General features: G+C 71.6%; 16 protein-coding genes and 1 tRNA gene. 6 read left to right on the top strand and 11 right to left on the bottom strand.

Annotation, left to right across the window (positions count from 1 at the left end; all coding sequences use genetic code 11):
- Positions 1 to 3: 3 nt before the first annotated feature.
- Genes ACFYOY_RS04550 through ACFYOY_RS04535 form a run of 4 tightly spaced genes read right to left on the bottom strand, consistent with a single transcriptional unit; the run spans position 4 to position 3,714 of the window.
- Complete coding sequence (locus tag ACFYOY_RS04550; RefSeq protein WP_351883854.1) at positions 4 to 1,215, bottom strand: ABC transporter permease; 1,212 nt, start codon at positions 1,213 to 1,215, stop codon at positions 4 to 6.
- Complete coding sequence (locus ACFYOY_RS04545; protein ID WP_351883856.1) at positions 1,212 to 1,961, bottom strand: ABC transporter ATP-binding protein; 750 nt, start codon at positions 1,959 to 1,961, stop codon at positions 1,212 to 1,214. The genes ACFYOY_RS04550 and ACFYOY_RS04545 overlap by 4 nt, the downstream gene beginning before the upstream one ends.
- Positions 1,958 to 3,142 carry a peptidoglycan-binding protein gene (locus ACFYOY_RS04540; protein ID WP_388584770.1) on the bottom strand — a complete coding sequence of 395 codons (1,185 nt, stop codon included), beginning with the start codon at positions 3,140 to 3,142 and terminating at the stop codon, positions 1,958 to 1,960. The genes ACFYOY_RS04545 and ACFYOY_RS04540 overlap by 4 nt, the downstream gene beginning before the upstream one ends.
- A complete protein-coding gene (locus ACFYOY_RS04535) occupies positions 3,139 to 3,714 on the bottom strand; it encodes a hypothetical protein (protein ID WP_388584767.1) in 576 nt (191 codons plus the stop codon). Before ACFYOY_RS04535 ends, ACFYOY_RS04540 begins: the two co-directional genes overlap by 4 nt.
- A gap of 154 nt (positions 3,715 to 3,868) precedes the next feature.
- Between ACFYOY_RS04535 and ACFYOY_RS04530 the strand changes: the two genes are divergently transcribed.
- The 3 genes from ACFYOY_RS04530 (at position 3,869) to ACFYOY_RS04520 (ending at position 7,587) form a co-directional block, all read left to right on the top strand.
- Complete coding sequence (locus tag ACFYOY_RS04530; protein ID WP_388584764.1) at positions 3,869 to 4,522, top strand: response regulator transcription factor; 654 nt, start codon at positions 3,869 to 3,871, stop codon at positions 4,520 to 4,522.
- Positions 4,519 to 5,739: a sensor histidine kinase gene (locus tag ACFYOY_RS04525; protein WP_388584761.1), complete on the top strand. Its 1,221-nt coding sequence runs from the start codon at positions 4,519 to 4,521 to the stop codon at positions 5,737 to 5,739. The genes ACFYOY_RS04530 and ACFYOY_RS04525 overlap by 4 nt, the downstream gene beginning before the upstream one ends.
- Before the next feature lie 99 nt (positions 5,740 to 5,838).
- The gene (locus ACFYOY_RS04520; RefSeq protein WP_351882224.1) at positions 5,839 to 7,587 is read left to right on the top strand and encodes an alpha/beta hydrolase; all 1,749 of its coding nucleotides are present in this window, start codon (positions 5,839 to 5,841) and stop codon (positions 7,585 to 7,587) included.
- Positions 7,588 to 7,698: 111 nt separating this feature from the next.
- Here the strand turns inward: ACFYOY_RS04520 and ACFYOY_RS04515 are convergent.
- The 4 genes from ACFYOY_RS04515 to ACFYOY_RS04500 all read right to left on the bottom strand — a co-directional run bounded on the left by ACFYOY_RS04515 (position 7,699) and on the right by ACFYOY_RS04500 (position 9,341).
- Positions 7,699 to 7,785 (bottom strand) — tRNA-Ser (locus ACFYOY_RS04515).
- A gap of 68 nt (positions 7,786 to 7,853) precedes the next feature.
- Entirely contained in the window at positions 7,854 to 8,354 is a 501-nt protein-coding gene (gene tadA / locus ACFYOY_RS04510) for a tRNA adenosine(34) deaminase TadA (RefSeq protein WP_351882222.1), read from the bottom strand.
- Between the two features lie 101 nt (positions 8,355 to 8,455).
- Positions 8,456 to 8,992: a hypothetical protein gene (locus ACFYOY_RS04505; RefSeq protein ID WP_351882220.1), complete on the bottom strand. Its 537-nt coding sequence runs from the start codon at positions 8,990 to 8,992 to the stop codon at positions 8,456 to 8,458.
- Positions 8,993 to 9,173: 181 nt separating this feature from the next.
- A complete protein-coding gene (locus ACFYOY_RS04500) occupies positions 9,174 to 9,341 on the bottom strand; it encodes a hypothetical protein (protein WP_014061828.1) in 168 nt (55 codons plus the stop codon).
- A gap of 187 nt (positions 9,342 to 9,528) precedes the next feature.
- Here ACFYOY_RS04500 and upp point away from each other — a divergent pair, with 187 nt between their 5' ends.
- A complete protein-coding gene (upp, locus tag ACFYOY_RS04495) occupies positions 9,529 to 10,164 on the top strand; it encodes a uracil phosphoribosyltransferase (RefSeq protein ID WP_059148219.1) in 636 nt (211 codons plus the stop codon).
- Positions 10,165 to 10,272: 108 nt separating this feature from the next.
- Here the strand turns inward: upp and ACFYOY_RS04490 are convergent, their stop codons facing one another.
- Positions 10,273 to 10,950 carry a LytR C-terminal domain-containing protein gene (locus tag ACFYOY_RS04490; RefSeq protein ID WP_351882278.1) on the bottom strand — a complete coding sequence of 226 codons (678 nt, stop codon included), beginning with the start codon at positions 10,948 to 10,950 and terminating at the stop codon, positions 10,273 to 10,275.
- Positions 10,951 to 11,106: 156 nt separating this feature from the next.
- On the bottom strand, positions 11,107 to 11,406 hold the full coding sequence (locus tag ACFYOY_RS04485; protein ID WP_014061825.1) for a type II toxin-antitoxin system VapB family antitoxin: 300 nt from the start codon (positions 11,404 to 11,406) through the stop codon (positions 11,107 to 11,109).
- A gap of 350 nt (positions 11,407 to 11,756) precedes the next feature.
- Between ACFYOY_RS04485 and ACFYOY_RS04480 the strand changes: the two genes are divergently transcribed.
- Positions 11,757 to 13,346, top strand: a complete 1,590-nt coding sequence (locus tag ACFYOY_RS04480; protein ID WP_351882217.1) for an SDR family oxidoreductase — start codon at positions 11,757 to 11,759, stop codon at positions 13,344 to 13,346.
- 78 nt (positions 13,347 to 13,424) lie between these two features.
- Here the strand turns inward: ACFYOY_RS04480 and ACFYOY_RS04475 are convergent, their stop codons facing one another.
- Positions 13,425 to 14,687, bottom strand: a complete 1,263-nt coding sequence (locus tag ACFYOY_RS04475; RefSeq protein WP_351882215.1) for a cytochrome P450 — start codon at positions 14,685 to 14,687, stop codon at positions 13,425 to 13,427.
- Positions 14,688 to 15,013: 326 nt separating this feature from the next.
- On the opposite strand from ACFYOY_RS04475, the gene ACFYOY_RS04470 reads away from it, so the two are divergent.
- Positions 15,014 to 15,427: a BlaI/MecI/CopY family transcriptional regulator gene (locus tag ACFYOY_RS04470; RefSeq protein ID WP_014061822.1), complete on the top strand. Its 414-nt coding sequence runs from the start codon at positions 15,014 to 15,016 to the stop codon at positions 15,425 to 15,427.
- Positions 15,428 to 15,429 lie beyond the last annotated feature (2 nt).

Here is a 15,429-nt window from a genome sequence, read left to right as displayed (position 1 = left end):
GGCTCACGCCGAGCGGAGCGCCCCTGTGGGCGACATCCCGGCCGCCCGCAACGCCGGGTACAGCCCCGCCACCGTCCCGACGACCACGGCCACCGCGGGCCCGGCGACCGCCCAGACCACCGGTACCGTGGCGGGCCACCCCTGCCCGGCCGCGTACGCGTAGACCGTCGCGGCCCCGAGAGCGGCACCCGCCAGCCCGCCGAACAGCCCCAGCAAAACCGCCTCGATGAGGAACTGTGCCGCGATCTGGCCGCGGCGCGCCCCCAGTGCCCGCCGCAGCCCCACCTCGCCCCGCCGTTCCATGACGCCGACCACCATGGTGTTGGCGATGCCCACCCCGCCGACGAGCAGGGCGACCCCGGCGAGGGAGAGCACCAGGCCGGTGAGGGTGTCATCGGTCTCGGCACGTGCCTTGAGCAGGTCGGACGGGCGGGAGACGGCGACCATGCCAGGCTGCGCGGGGTTGGCCGTGGCCGCGGCGACGTCCTGTACGTCGCTCACCCGGTCGGGGTGGACGCGCAGGTAGACGGTCGACGGCGTGCGGTCGCCGTCCAGCCGGGAGATCGCCGTAGGGCCGCCTACGAGTACGGAGTCGTCGATCTCGGGCACGAGTTCGTTCGGCTCCAGGATGCCGAGGACGCCGTACCACTCCCCGGTGAGTCCCTCACCCGCGATCCACACCTTGGTCCCGGGAGCGGTCACGCCCAGGCGCTCGGCCGAGCTGCTTCCCAGGACCACGACCGGGAGTCGCTCGGTGGCGCGGTCCAGCCAGCGACCGGTGCGCACCTCGCCGCGCACCGCCTTGAGCAGATCGAGGCGGGCGGACAGCACGCGCAGGCTGTTGGTCTGGTTCGACGGCACGAACTCGTTGCGGTAGACGTTCGCCTTCGTGTCCCCGGTCGCGCTGACGCGTTCGACGGGCGCGATATTGCCGAGCATCGTGACCGACTCCTTCGGCAGCGGCACCTTCTTCCCCTCGAAGTCCTCCCCCGGCGAGACGGTGATCAGATTGCTGCCGAGCCGGTCGAGCCGGTCGAGGAGATGTGCCTGGTTGGACGCGGAGATCCCGGTGACGGCGACGACCGCCGCGATACCGAGGGCGATCCCCAGGGCGGACAGCGCCGAGCGCAGCCGCCGGGTGCGGGGCCCGAGCAGGCCGAGCCGCAGCAGGTCGGCCGGGCGCAGCCGGGCCGGGCGCGGGAGGCGGGCGGTCATACCGGGCTCCCCGGTGCGGGGCTCCCGGCGGCAAGCCCCGTGTCCACGCTGCGCTCGTCGAACGCGAGCCAGCCGTCCTGGATGCCGACCTGCCGGGGGAAGGACGCGGCGAGGTCCTTGTCGTGGGTGATGACGACCACGGTGGTGCCCTCCTCGTTCAGCCGTCGCAGCAGGTCGACGACGCCCTTGCCCGAGGCGGTGTCCAGCGAGCCGGTGGGTTCGTCGGCGAGCAGCAGCCCGGGCCTGCCGACCAGCGCCCGGGCGATGGCGACGCGCTGCTTCTCCCCGCCCGAGAGCTGGTCGGGCCGGTGCCCGAGCCGGTGTTCCAGACCCACGTCCCGCAGGGCGCGCACCGCCCGCTCACGTCTGCGCCGGGCGTTCTCCCCGGTGTAGAGGAGGCCGGTGGCGACGTTCTCGACCGTGGTGAGGCCGGGCAGCAGGAAGAACTGCTGGAAGACGAAGCCGATCCTGCGGGCGCGCAGTGCCGCGACCTGCCGTTCACTCATCGCGGCCAAGTCGTGGCCCTCCAAGTGGATCCGCCCCGACGTGGGCCGGTCCAGGGTGCCGATCAGAGCGAGCAGCGTGGACTTGCCCGATCCGGACGGGCCGACGACCGCGACCAGCTCTCCTTCGGTGACGGTCAGGTCGATTCCGTGCAGGATGCGCAGCGGCGGCGTGCCCTCGTACTCCTTGACGACCTTCTCCAGCCGCAGCACGGGTATTCCCTGGGGATGGTCACGGGTCATACCGGGATCACCACCTTGTCGCCCTCCTCGAGCCCGCCGCTGACCTCGGCACGGGCCTTGACGATCAGCCCCACCTCCACAGGGACGAGCTTCGGCTCGGGCCGGCCGGGCCTGACGACCTCGACGGCGTAACCACCGCCGACCATGGCCAGCAGCGAGGTCACCGGGACGACGAGGACGTCCTTCACCCTCTTCTCCGGCACGGTGACGGTGGCGCCGGAGCGGCCGGAGTCCAGGGCGGCCCCGGCCTTCTTCTGGTCGGCCAGGCGGATGGACACCTCGGGCTTGGTCTCGTTGCCCGGCCCGCCGGGGCCGCCCTCGCCTCCTCCGTCCCCCTCTCCGGGCTCCCGCGCGATGGCGGTGACCTCGCCCTTGAGGCCGCCCCCTGCCGCCAGCTCCACCGTGACCCTGCTTCCCGGCGCGAGCTGGGCAAGCTGGTCCTTATCCGGTTTGACGGTGGCGTACACGTCCGGCGAGGTGACCTTCAGCACCGCGCCGCCGGAGCCCGTGCCCACCGTCGCGCCGAGCTTGGCGACCACCTCTTGGACGCGCACGACCCGGTGCGGCAGGACGACGACCCGGCCCTGCTCGACCTTGCCGGTCCGCTCCAGGCCGAGCGCCTTCTGCCAGCGCTTGACCGCCGCGGCGGTGCCCTCGGTGAATTCCTCGTCGACGGTCAGGTTGGCCGCGTTCGCGTAGCCGAGATCCGTCAGATTGCGCTCCAACTCCCTGACATCGGGCCCGTCGCCGACGCCCTTGGCCAGCTCGCGCCAGAAGGGACGAGAACCGTGGAACAGCACGACGGGTCTCGCGTCGACCTCGTACAGCGGCTTGCCCGTCTCGACCCGGTCGCCCGCCTTGGGCAGTTGGGTGAACGTGCCCTGTCCCTGCGCGGTCACCTCATCGGTGGGGCCGTGGCCGAGCTCACCGTTCAGCCGCAGTCCGGAGGTCAGCGAGGCGCGCTGGACGGACGCCGTGGACCGAGGCCCGTGCTCGGGCGTGGATTTCCCGCCGCCGTTCGTCCAGGGCCGCACCGCCAGTGCCGTACCGGCCGCGACGATGGCGGCCACGACCCCGGCGGCCATCGCCGCGCGGCGCGCGCGGCTGCCCCTACGGCGGGTACGCCCCGGCCGGAGATCCGCCACCTGCTCCGGCTCCTGCCCGTCGGTCCCGGCCGTCACTTCGGCCGCTCCGCCTTGTAGGGCACGGCGGGGAACTTCTTGCCGCAGATGCCGCTGGCCTTGGTCCACTTCTCGGAGCTCGTCGTCTCCCCGGGAGCGGAGATGGCCCCCCTGTCCTTCGGGTCCGGGTCCGGCATGTCGGGGATGCCGTTCTTGCGCAGGCAGTCGACGAGGCCCCTGGCCTGCTTGAGCCTTTCCACGTCGCCCTTGTCTCTGAGCTGCTTCATGCCGGGCACCTTGACGTCGCACTTCTTCATGGCCTTGTCCAGTTCACCGGCCTCCGCATCCTGCTTGCCGCCCGGACCTCCGGTGTCTTCCGTACCGGCCGCCGGCACCGCGATACGGCCTTGCTCGTCGACCTTCACCTCTTGTCCCTGGTCGCGCATGCACTGCGCGTATGCCTGAGTGATGGCCCCCTGGTCCTGCGTCTTGCCCTTCGCGTTCTGCTTGCCCTGGTCCCCGGCGACGCGGGGTGCCTTGTCCTCGGGCTCCGTCGAGCAGGCCGTCATGGTCAGAGCGGCTCCTGTCGCGAGTACCGCCAACGCGATCCGTACCGCGAGCGTGCGTCCCATGGCCGAACACCTCCTGGTGGGCGTGCGGCGCCGGTCGGCGCCGTCGGGCACCAGGTGTACGGGCTCAGCGGTTAGCCGCTGGTGATATCCGGCTAACCGCGGCTTAACGCCGGGCGCGGCAGAGTCGGCCCACCATGCGGAGGAGGGAGCTGCCATGCGCGTGCTGGTCATCGAGGACGAAGAGGAGCTGGCCGGGATGATCGCCGAAGGGCTGCGCGCCGCGGGCATGGCCGCGGACGTCGCGCTGGACGGCGGCCGGGCGATGGAGATGGCGGCAGCCGCCGACTACGACGTGCTGGTCCTGGACCGGGACCTGCCGGGCATCCACGGGGACGCCGTGTGCCGGATGCTGGGCACGACCGGGTACCCGGCACGGATCCTCATGCTCACGGCGGCCGGGGCGCTGTCCGACATCGTCGACGGCCTTGGCCAGGGCGCCGACGACTACCTGTCCAAACCGTTCTCCTACGCGGAACTGATCGCCCGTCTGCGGGCACTCGCCAGGCGTGGGCCCAGCGGCACCCCGACGGTGCTGGAACGGCACGACCTGCGTCTGGACACCGTCCGCCGGATCGCCGAACGCGACGGGCGCCTGCTGCGGCTGACCCCCAAGGAGCTGGGCGTCCTGGAGGCGCTGATGTCCGCCGACGGCGCCCCGCTGCGTGCCCGCGACCTGGTGGAGATGGTCTGGGACTGCGAAACCGACCCGTTGAGCACCACCGTCAAGGTCACCGTCCATCAGCTCCGCCGCAAGCTCGGCGACCCGCCGGTCATCGAGACGGTGCCCGGATTCGGGTACCGGCTATGAACGCACGCCTCGGGCGGCTGCCGATCCGGACCCGGCTGGCCCTCCTCAATGCCACCGTGTTCGTCGTCGGCGGCGGCGCGCTCCTCGCCCTGACCCTGGTCAGCGTCCGGGAAATCCTCGGCGAGAACAGCCCGACGGTCATGGCCACCCAGTCGGAGCCCGCTGTGTACCCCGGCGGCCTTCCGGCCGTACCGGCCCTTCCCGCCGAACAGTCGGCCAGCGCTTACCGGGCCAGCAGCTCGGAGAGGTTCGCGACGTTCCAGCAGGACGTCCTGGACGAGCTGCTCACCCGATCACTGCTGCTCCTCGCCGCGGTCGGCGTCCTGTCCCTGCTGGCGAGCTGGTGGGTGGCCCGGCGCGCGCTGCGCCGGATCGGCCGGGTCACCACGACCGCGCGCGACATCGGCGACCGGAACCTGCACGCCAGGCTCGCCCTGGTCGGCCCCGACGACGAAGTCAAGGAGCTGGCGGACACGTTCGACGCCATGCTCGACCGGCTGGAGCGCAGCTTCGCCGAGCAGCGGCGGTTCACCGCGCACGCCTCGCACGAGCTGCGCACCCCGCTGACGCTGCAGCGCACGGCGCTGGAGATCCCGCTCTCCCAGGGCCGGGTGCCGCCGGACCTGTTGCCCGACATCCGCCGGGCGCTGAGCGCCACCCAGCGCAGCGAGCGCCTGATCGCCGCGCTGCTGGCCCTGGCGAAGGGCGAGAGCGGAGTGCTCGTTCCGGTCCCCGTCGACCTGATCGAACAGGCGCGGACCGTGATCGCCGACGTGCTCGCGGAGGCCGGGGAGGCGGAGGTGACCGTGGACGCCCGGCTGCGCTCCGCCCCCGTCCGCGGCGACCAGTCCCTGTTGACCCAACTCACCGCGAACCTGGTCACCAACGCCGTGCGGCACAACAAGCGCGGCGGATCCGTACACGTCTCGACCGGGCGGACCGAGCGGGGAGACGCCTTCGTCGAGGTGTTCAACACCGGCCCGGTCATCGAGGAGCGGCAACTGCCCGCGCTCTTCGAGCCGTTCCGGCGCGGCGGCGGGCATCGCAGGGGGTCGGGTCTCGGCCTGTCGGTGGTCCGCGCGGTCACCGCGACCCACCAGGGGACGCTCACCGCCCGGCCCAACCCGGAGGGCGGCCTCACCGTCCGTGTCGAGCTGCCGCCATGTCTCCCCGACCGGCCCCAGTGGCGGCCGCCCGTCCCGCAGCCTGCCCGCTGACCAGTTAACCGCGGTAAAACCGCACCCGCGATAGCCATGGTGACGCGTTCTCGGCCCAACCGGGTCTGAGAAGCCCCGACGAAGGGCGAGCACATGGTCGTGAGACAAAAACCCATACGAGTGGGCGCGGGGATACGTCGGGCGGCGCGGACGCGCAAAGCGACGGCGCTGCTCACCGCGGCCGCGGCGGTACTGGGAACGGTGGTGACGGCGGCCTCCGCGGCTCCCGCGCAGGGCTCGGCCACCGGACTCGCGCGCTTCCACCATCAGGACGTGCGCTGGGCTCAGTGCGTGGCACCTCCGATGCCGGAGGGAACGCCGCAGGAGGAGGTGGACAGGTGGAACGAGGCATGGCGGTCCATGGACTGCGCCGCCATCAAGGTGCCCAAGGACTATCGGCGTCCCGGTGGTGACACGCTCACGGTGAACCTCACAAGGTTCCGGGCGAAGAACCCGGCCCAGCGGCGGGGTGTCCTCTTCCTCAATCCAGGCGGGCCCGGGGTGCAAGCGAGGCTGCAACCGGCGATGCACAAGGAAACGGCGCTCGCCGAGAGTTACGACCTGATCGGCGTCGACCCTCGGGGGACCTCGCGCCCCGACAGGTTGTTGTGTGACCTTCCTCCGGGCCCGAAGCCGTTCTTCAGCCGTCCGACCGACGCCCAGCTGACCGCGATCGAGAAGTACGCCCGGCAGAGCGAGGAAGGCTGCCGACGGGCCGGCGGGGACCTCCGCCCGTACATCTCCACCGCCAACACGGCGCGTGACATGGATGTCGTGCGAGCGGCCCTCGGCGAGGAGAAGATCAACTACCTGGGTTACTCCTACGGCACCTACCTGGGTGCGGTGTACGGGAGCCTGTTCCCCCGTCGGCTCGACCGGAGCGTCCTGGACTCCTCGATGCACCCGGAGTGGTCCTACTACGAGGCGTCCTGGCAGCAATCCGTCGCCGCGCGGCAGAACGTGGACGCCTGGGCCGCCTGGATCGCCCGGCGCGACACCACCTACCACCTCGGCACCTCCGCCGCCGAGGTGCGGGCCACCATCGACGAGCTGGGACGCAGGCTGGAGAAACACCCGTTGCCGGATCCCAACGTGCCGGACGCGGGCCCCGTGGACCAGAGCCGCTTCGATCTGCTCCTGGGCCTCCTGAGCGCGGCTCGTCCGAGGTGGCATGTCCTGGCGCAGCTGGTCAACCACTTCCGTGAGCAACTCCCGTCCTCCGGGGAGGTGTCGCGTGATGCCTCGGAGGCGATGCGGCTGCTGGCCTCCGGGCGCGAGGAGCCCGAGCAGGAGGATGGCACGTTCGCCGCCGTGACCTGCGAGCGCGACTGGCCCGCCGATCTGGAGGCGTACCGCCGGATGATGCGGGAGTTCCGGGAGAAATACCCCTATGGCGAGGGCGCGATGCAGGCCGCGCCGACGGCGTGCACCTTCCGCTCGTTCATCCCGCCCGAGCGGCCGGTGGACCTCGAGCGCAAGGGTTACCCGACCGGACTCGTGGTCCAGAACGAGTACGACGCCGCGACGAAGTACGAGGGCGGCCCGGCCATGGCCCGCAAGCTGGGCCACCGCCTCATCTCGATTCGCGACGAGGGCACCCACGGCGTGTACCGGAGCAACCCGTGCGCGACCCAAAAGATCAATGACTATCTCATCAAGGGGCAGCTTCCCCACCAGAACAGCTGGTGCGACGGGGCAGCGCGACCGGACATCCCCGCCGATCCCCCCAGCGGTGGACGGGCCAAGGACAGGGGGACCGAGAAGTCCCTGACCTCCCAGGCGCGGTCGATCCTCAAGGAGTACCCTCCGGCCCCGGCGATGAAGCCGTGGCCCGCGCGGGCTCGGTAATGGTGCCCGGGCCGATGTGACGTCTGGATCGAAGCCGGGACGAGAAGGGGCGGGAACACCGCGCAGGGCCCCATCCGTCTGGATGGGGCCCTGCACTTGTGCATTTCGCGGCGGTAGCGGTGGGATTTGAACCCACGGAGGAGTTGCCCCCTCACGCGCTTTCGAGGCGCGCTCCTTCGGCCGCTCGGACACGCTACCGAGGGAGAGCCTAGCGGACGGGTGGCCGGTAACCGAAATCGGTTCCGGGGCGGACCCGGGCGCAGGGGTCAGGACGTCCGGAAGAAGGTGGTCAGGGGGGCCGCACACGCCTCCGCCAAGACGCCCGCGATGACCTCGGGGCGGTGGTTGAGGCGGCGGTCGCGGACGACGTCCCAGAGGGAGCCGACCGCGCCGGCCTTCTCGTCCACGGCGCCGTAGACCAGCCGGTCCAGGCGGGACAGGACGATCGCGCCGGCGCACATCGTGCACGGCTCCAGGGTGACCACCAGGGTGCAGCCGGTCAGCCGCCAGCCGCCGAGGTGGTGGGCGGCGGCTCGGAGGGCGAGGACCTCGGCGTGGGCCGTGGGGTCGCCGTGGGCCTCGCGCTCGTTGCGGCCGCGGCCGAGTACCGAGCCGTCCGGGCCCAGCACGATGGCGCCGACCGGCACATCTCCCGTCTCGGGTGCCCGTACCGCCTCCTCCAGCGCCAGGCGCATCGGGGCGCGCCAGGGATCGCGCAGGGGGTCGGGTTCGGGGCCGGGCAGGAGGCCGGTCAGCGGATCGGTCATGACGTCAGTGTGGATCGGTTCGTGCGGATCGGTTGGGTCCGCGGTTCGTGTGGATCACTTGGATCAGTGCGGTGACGGGGTGGGTGGCATGGCTGCGGCGGTCAGCGCACCGCCTCCAGCCCCTCCATACTGCAGCCCAGCATCTCGGCGATCGATTCGAGGGCGTCCCCGTCGAGGGCCTTCAGCTCCTTCTCGTCCATGCCGTAGTCGGCCAGGATGTCGGCGTCGCCGAGCGGGCCGAGCGGGACCGGGGCGTCGTCCGCGTCCTCGTCGTCCCGGTCCGGCTCGCCGTCCTCGGTGCCGTCCAGGTCGACCAGGCTGTCCAGATCGTCGTCGGGGTCCCGGCCGAGCAGCTCGTCGGTGAGCATCGAGCCGTACGAGGTGCGGGCGGCCGCTGCCGCGTCCGATACGTAGATGTGCGGGTCGTCCTCGCCGTCCACACGGACGACGCCGAACCACGCGTCTTCGTGCTCGATGAAGGCCAATACCGTGTCGTCGTCCTTGGAGGCCAGACGGGCCAGTTCGATCAGATCCGTCAGGGTTTCCACGTCATCGAGCTCTGTGTCGCTCGCTTCCCACCCTTCTGCGGTGCGCGCGAGCAATGCGGCGAAGTACACCGTGACTCTCCCACTGGTCATAGGCGTGCCGGGGGCGGGCGGGACAGTGTCCCGCCCCAATCGGAATCGTGGCAGAAACCGTCGCGTCGCGAGAGGTCTTCCACGCTGCGTCGTGCACCAGTCCAAAGAGATGTGGCTCACGCGGACGGAATCGAAACGCGCGGAAACCCCCTCCGGCGGTTCGGTGGAAGCCCACCAGGGATCACCAGGAAAACGTCCGCATGTGTATCGCCCGGCGCATCCGGGCCGCGCGGGCCTGGCGGGGACGCACCCGGTTCCGTACCGCTCTGGCCTCGTTCAGCGCGCGCAGGAAGCGGTCGCGACGGCGGCGGCGTTCCGCGGAGGTTTCCTTCGCGGTCGCGTCGGCCATGGTCAATCACTCCTCGGGGCCGAGGTGTCGCCCGGGGGCACCCCGGGCGCTGCTGCCCACTTTCCCCCGAAACGGCGGTTTGATTCCAGTGCGGCGGCAGACGGTTGAGCGCGGGGGAGGCGCACGGAGGGGGCGGACGGGGTCACCGGCGGCAGCCGGGCTCGGAGGCTCGGTTAGTGTCGTTGCCATGCGGATCCACGTCGTCGACCACCCGCTGGTGGCGCACAAACTCACCACGCTGCGCGACAAGCGCACCGACTCCCCCACCTTCCGGCGGCTCGCCGACGAGCTGGTGACCCTGCTCGCGTACGAGGCCACGCGCGATGTGCGCACCGAGCAGGTCGACATCCAGACCCCGGTGACGGCCACGACCGGAGTGCGGCTGTCCCATCCGCGCCCCATGGTCGTGCCGATCCTGCGGGCCGGTCTCGGGATGCTCGACGGCATGGTGCGGCTGCTGCCCACCGCGGAGGTCGGCTTCCTGGGCATGATCCGTGACGAGGAGACGCTGCAGGCGTCCACCTACGCCACCCGGATGCCCGAGGACCTCTCCGGCCGTCAGGTGTACGTCCTGGACCCGATGCTCGCCACCGGCGGGACGCTGGTCGCGGCGATCAGGGAGCTGATATCGCGGGGCGCCGACGACGTGACCGCGCTGTGTCTGCTGGCGGCGCCGCAGGGTGTCGAGCTCATGGAGCGCGAGCTGGCGGGCGCGCCGGTGACGGTGGTCACCTCGTCCATCGACGAGCGGCTCAACGAGCAGGGGTACATCGTGCCCGGGCTCGGCGACGCGGGTGACCGGATGTACGGGAGCGCGGGCTGAGCACCGCTTGCGGGGCGGTGGGCTGAGCACCGCCTGAGGGCACTGCCCGAGGGCACTCCCCGGCGGTCAGCGGCCCACGGTGCTCGCACACGGTCGGTCAGCGCCGGGTCAGCGGCAGGGCTTTCCGGAGGGCGCGGGCGAGGGCTTGGCCAGGGCGGCCAGCGCCTTGTCGGCGTCCTTCTGCTTGACCAGGTCCTTGAAACTGTTGCCGATGATCAGGTCGATGTCCTTGCCGTTGCGCGCGTCGTTCTTGGTCTGGGCGCCGTTGAGCTGCGTGCCGAGCACATTGAAGGCCCCGTCGCCGGCGCCAGGGGCGCCGAGCAGCATCCCGGCGGTCTTGACCTTCTTGTCGTACTGGGCCGGGGCGTTGCCCACCTTCCCGATCTTGAAGCCGCGCTTCTCCAGCTCCTTCGCGGTGTCCTTGGCGAGGCCGGAGCGCGTGGTCGCGTTGTAGACGTTGACCGTGATCTGGGAAGGCTTCGGCAGTTTCCCGCCCGTACGGCCCTGTCGGCCGCCCTGACCGCTCTGGCCGCCGTCGGACCGGCCGGACTTCGCCTTCTCGTCGGGGCGCTTGTCGCCGCGCTCGCAGTCCCCGGTGCCGTGCGCGGCGCGGACCGTCTGGTCGTCGCTGTCGCCGGAGAAGACGTCGATGAGCTGAAGTGTTCCCCAGCCGACCAGGCCGAGCGTCAGGGCCGAGCCGAATGCGGCGAACATCAGTCGCCGGCGGCTCCGGGGTCGGCTCATCCGCGGGTAGCGATCGCCCGTAATGCGGTACTTTCCGCCCATGCCGGGAGGGGTCAGCATGCTCATGAGCGCAGCGTAGTGCGACCAGGTGGCGATGCCTACTAAATGATCAATGGTTGGTGCTCAGACCAACCCGAAAGGGTCAACAGAGATCGGAAGTCGATCAGCGACGATCGGTCACCGGGGGGGCGGGCGCGGTCAGCCCTCGAGCTCCAGGACCCGCGCGTGCAGCACCTGGCGCTGCTGGAGCGCGGCGCGCACCGCCCGGTGCAGCCCGTCCTCCAGGTAGAGGTCGCCCTGCCATTTCACGACATGGGCGAAGAGGTCCCCGTAGAAGGTCGAGTCCTCCGCGAGCAGCGTCTCCAGGTCGAGCTGCTGCTTCGTCGTGACCAACTGGTCAAGACGTACCGGGCGTGGGGCGACATCCGCCCACTGGCGGGTGCTTTCCCGTCCGTGGTCGGGATAGGGCCGACCGTTTCCGATGCGCTTGAAGATCACACGGAAAGCCTACCGGGCAAGCCCCTCCCGGCGCAGCCAAGGCGCCCGAGTGCCGGGCCCGGGCCGATCTTCGCCGGGGTCGGGAAAACGGAAAAAATGCTCGAAAGGGGCTAGGCGCTCAAAGGGGGGCGGAGTAACGTGAATAACAGCCTGCGGGGCGAGCGAGGGAGCTCGACCGGAGAGGCGCTCAGGACAGAGGACGTCAGTCCCCCGGAGCGTTTCCTAGATGGCCGGGCTGAGAGGCTCGAAGGTCGGGGAGACCGGAAAGCGACCTCCACTACCTGATACGGACAATGCCGCCGAAGGGAGCCCACCTCGCAGGTTTCGTCCTGCCCGCGCACCATGGCCTCATGGCTGTTCCCGAACGTCCGCCGGAGCCGCACCGTGAGAGCGGTGCGCAGGAGCCGCGCCGCTGTCTGGTCACCGGCGCCACCGGCTATATCGGCGGCAGGCTGGTGCCCGAGCTGCTGGCCGCCGGGCATCAGGTGCGATGCGTGGCCCGCTCGCCCGAGAAGCTGCGCGATCACCCCTGGGCGGAGCGGGTGGAGATCGTACGCGGCGATGTGACCGACGAGGAGTCCATCGGCGCCGCCATGGAGGGCGTGGACGTCGCGTACTACCTGGTGCACGCGCTGGGCACCGGACCCGGCTTCGAGGAGACCGACCGCCGTTCCGCCCGGATCTTCGGCGATCGGGCCCGGGCCGCGGGGGTCCGCCGGATCGTCTATCTCGGCGGGCTGACCCCGGGCGGGGTCCCCGAGCGCGCGCTGTCGCCCCATCTGCGCTCCCGGGCCGAGGTGGGCCGGGTGCTGCTGGACTCCGGGGTGCCGACGGCCGTCCTGCGGGCCGGGGTGATCGTCGGCTCGGGTTCGGCCTCGTTCGAGATGCTGCGCTATCTCACCGAGCGGCTGCCGGTGATGGTGACGCCCCGCTGGGTGCACACCCGCACCCAGCCGATCGCCGTCCGCGATGTGCTGCGGCTGCTGGTGGGCTGCGCCACGCTGCCCGACGAGGTGCACCGGACCTTCGACATCGGCGGCCCCGACGTCCTCACCTACCTCGACATGATGCGGCGGTACGCGGAGGTGAGCGGGCTGCGGCGGCGTCTGGTCGCACCGGTGCCGGTGCTCACTCCCAGGCTGTCCAGTCTGTGGGTCGGCCTGGTCACCCCCGTACCCGGAGCCATCGCCCGCCCGCTGGTGGAGTCGCTGCGCCATGAAGTGGTGTGCGCCGAACGGGACATCGTCCGCTATGTGCCGGACCCTCCGGGTGGGCCGCTCGGCGTGGACCGGGCGCTGGAGCTGGCCCTGCGCCGGGTCCGCGACGCGAAGGTGGCCACCCGCTGGTCCTCCGCCGCCACCCCTGGCGCGTCCAGCGATCCGCTGCCCACCGACCCCGGCTGGGCGGGCGGCAGTCTCTACCAGGACCGCCGCGCACGCGGGGTGGACGCCTCGCCGGAGGACGTCTGGCGGGTGGTGGAGGGGATCGGCGGGGAGAACGGGTGGTACTCGATGCCGCTCGCCTGGGCGCTGCGCGGCTGGATCGACACCCTGGTGGGCGGCGTGGGGCTGCGCCGGGGCCGCCGGGACGTGGCGCGGCTCAGAGTGGGGGACAGCCTCGACTTCTGGCGGGTGGAGGAGGTCCTGCCGCCCCGGCTGCTGCGGCTGCGGGCCGAGATGCGGCTGCCGGGCCTGGCCTGGCTGGAGATGACGGTCGACCGGGACGCGCGGGGCGGGACGGTGTACCGGCAGCGGGCGCTGTTCCATCCGCGCGGCCTCGCCGGACATCTCTACTGGTGGTCGGTCGCGCCCTTCCACGCCCTCGTCTTCGGCGGTATGGCCCGGAACATCGCCGCCCGGGCCGAGAAGGACGTGGCCGGGAGGGACACGGGCGGGAAGGACGCGGCCGGGACGAGTGCGTCCGCGTTCCGCTCGCGGTGAGCCCCGTCGTCGGCCCCATCGGTTCCAAGCTCCTGAGTCCCATCGGCGCCGGATCCCCCGGGCTCCTGAGTCCCGCCGTCACCGGGACCCGTTCGGGGATGCGTTCGGCCGCAGTCCCTCCAGCGCGATCGGCAGATGCCGTGGCCCGCGCAGCACCGCGTTGCGCCGGTAGGTCGGCGGGTCCTCCAGCAGCCGGGGCTGGTCCAGCCGCCGGGCCAGCTCGGCCAGCGCGATCTGCGCCTCCAGCCGGGCCAGCGGTGCGCCGAAGCAGCTGTGGATGCCGCTGCCGAAGCCGAGGTGCTGGTTGTCCCTGCGCTGCGGATCGAACCGGTCGGGGTCGAGGAAGCGCTGCGGATCGCGGTTGCCCGAGGCCAGCAGCAGCCAGACGGGCGCCCCCTTGGGGATGGTCACGCCCGCGATGTCAATCTCCGAGAGCGGGGTGCGCTGGGGAAGCATCTGCACCGGCGGATCGAACCGCAGCAGCTCCTCCACCAGTGGGACGACCAGATGGGGATCCTTGCGCAGCCGGGCGAGCACATCGGGGTTGCGCAGCAGGGTCAGCATTCCGTTGGTGATGAGGTTGACGGTGGTCTCATGCCCCGCCACCAGCAGCAGCGCCGTGGTGCTCAGCAGCTCCACACGGCTCATCCGCCCCTCCGGGCCCTGCCCGTTGACCAGGGCGGAGAGCATGTCGTCGCGGGGTGCGCGACGGCGCTCCTCCATCAGCTCGGACAGGTACATCGCCAGTTCCGTACGGGCCTGCCGGGTGATCCGCCGCCGCTCCTCGGCGTCCGCGTCCGGGTCGGGGTCCAAACTGACGGCGAGGGTCTCGGCCCAGGTGTGGAAGCGCGGCTCGTCCTCCCGCGGCACCCCGAGCAGCCGGCAGATCACGGTCACCGGGAAGGGGTAGGAGAAGTGGTCGACGAGATCGATCCGGTCCCGGCCCTCGAAGCCGTCGATGAGCTCGCCGACGATACGGGTGAGTTCGCCGCGCATGGCGTGGAGCCGGCGCGGGGTGTGCGGCGGGCCGAAGGGCGCCATCGCGAGCCGGCGCAGCCGGTCGTGCTCGGGCGGGTCCAGCCGCAGGAAGCTGGGCGGCAGCCCCGGGTCGTCCTCCTCGACCAGCTCCGGGGCGGCCTCGGGGTCCAGGTTGCGCGCCTCGGAGCTGAGCCGGGGGTCGTGCAGCAGACCGTGGATCTCCCAGTAGGTGGAGATGATGTACGGGCCCTCCTCGTCGTGCACCACGGGCGTTTTGCGCAGCTCGGCGTAGATCGGGTACGGGTCGGCACGATGGGCGTAGTCGGTGATCTGCCGCGCGAGTGAGCCTTGCGTCTGCGTCATGGCTGAGTGAGTTCCTTCCGGGTCCGTCCGGCCGGCGAGGCGCCCGTGATCACGTTTCGCCCCTGGCGCCGCAGCGCCATCAGCGCGCCGACAAGCCTCATCAGGGGCCCTGCCTTCCCACGTCGGGATCGTCCCCCTGCTCAGCATCGGCGAGGCGGCCCGGGGCCGCGCGTACAGCCCGGCCAAAGGGGCGAACGCACGACCGGGGCCCGGGGGAAGGGGCGGCGACGGCCCGACCGCGCTCCGGGGAAGAGGAGGGCGGCGGCCCGTCGCTCGCTACCATGTAGCGCCACGCGCCGAGCGCGTGCGGTGTGGAAGGAGACGGTGTGACGGACCACGACCGGACCGGCGGGCCCGGCTGGCCCCGCCGCCCCCGTCGGCGTGGCCAGGGCGAACTGGAGGCGCAGGTGCTCGCGGCGTTGCGCCGGGCGCCGGGGCCGGTGACCGCCGCATGGGTGCAGGAGCGGATCGAGGGCGAGCTCGCCTACACCACGGTCATGACCATCCTGTCCCGGCTGCACGCCAAGCAGGCCGTGACCCGCGAACGGGCGGGCCGCTCCTTCGTCTGGCGGGCGGCGTCGGACGAGGCGGGTCTCGCGGCACTGCGGATGCGCCGGGTGCTGGACGGCCAGGACGACCGCGAGGCGGTTCTGGCCAGCTTTGTGACCGGGCTGACCCAGGACGACGAGCGGCTGCTGCGCGACCTGCTGAGCGACGTGGCGGAGGAGCCGGAGGACTGACC

The sequence above is a fragment of the Streptomyces sp. NPDC007875 genome (assembly GCF_042868035.1).
GTDB lineage: Bacteria > Actinomycetota > Actinomycetes > Streptomycetales > Streptomycetaceae > Streptomyces > Streptomyces antimycoticus.
The sequence above is the reverse complement of the archived record's forward strand: the minus strand, read 5'-3'. Positions and strand labels throughout refer to the sequence as shown.

Excerpts from the sequence above, each read along its gene's own strand:
- ACFYOY_RS04550 (WP_351883854.1), bottom strand. The coding sequence starts at position 1,215 with ATGACCGCCCGCCTCCCGCGCCCGGCCCGGCTGCGCCCGGCCGACCTG.
- ACFYOY_RS04545 (WP_351883856.1), bottom strand. The coding sequence starts at position 1,961 with ATGACCCGTGACCATCCCCAGGGAATACCCGTGCTGCGGCTGGAGAAG.
- ACFYOY_RS04535 (WP_388584767.1), bottom strand. The coding sequence starts at position 3,714 with ATGGGACGCACGCTCGCGGTACGGATCGCGTTGGCGGTACTCGCGACA.
- ACFYOY_RS04530 (WP_388584764.1), top strand. The coding sequence starts at position 3,869 with ATGCGCGTGCTGGTCATCGAGGACGAAGAGGAGCTGGCCGGGATGATC.
- ACFYOY_RS04525 (WP_388584761.1), top strand. The coding sequence starts at position 4,519 with ATGAACGCACGCCTCGGGCGGCTGCCGATCCGGACCCGGCTGGCCCTC.
- tadA (WP_351882222.1), bottom strand. The coding sequence starts at position 8,354 with ATGACCGATCCGCTGACCGGCCTCCTGCCCGGCCCCGAACCCGACCCC.
- ACFYOY_RS04505 (WP_351882220.1), bottom strand. The coding sequence starts at position 8,992 with ATGACCAGTGGGAGAGTCACGGTGTACTTCGCCGCATTGCTCGCGCGC.
- ACFYOY_RS04500 (WP_014061828.1), bottom strand. The coding sequence starts at position 9,341 with ATGGCCGACGCGACCGCGAAGGAAACCTCCGCGGAACGCCGCCGCCGT.
- upp (WP_059148219.1), top strand. The coding sequence starts at position 9,529 with ATGCGGATCCACGTCGTCGACCACCCGCTGGTGGCGCACAAACTCACC.
- ACFYOY_RS04490 (WP_351882278.1), bottom strand. The coding sequence starts at position 10,950 with ATGGGCGGAAAGTACCGCATTACGGGCGATCGCTACCCGCGGATGAGC.
- ACFYOY_RS04480 (WP_351882217.1), top strand. The coding sequence starts at position 11,757 with ATGGCTGTTCCCGAACGTCCGCCGGAGCCGCACCGTGAGAGCGGTGCG.
- ACFYOY_RS04475 (WP_351882215.1), bottom strand. The coding sequence starts at position 14,687 with ATGACGCAGACGCAAGGCTCACTCGCGCGGCAGATCACCGACTACGCC.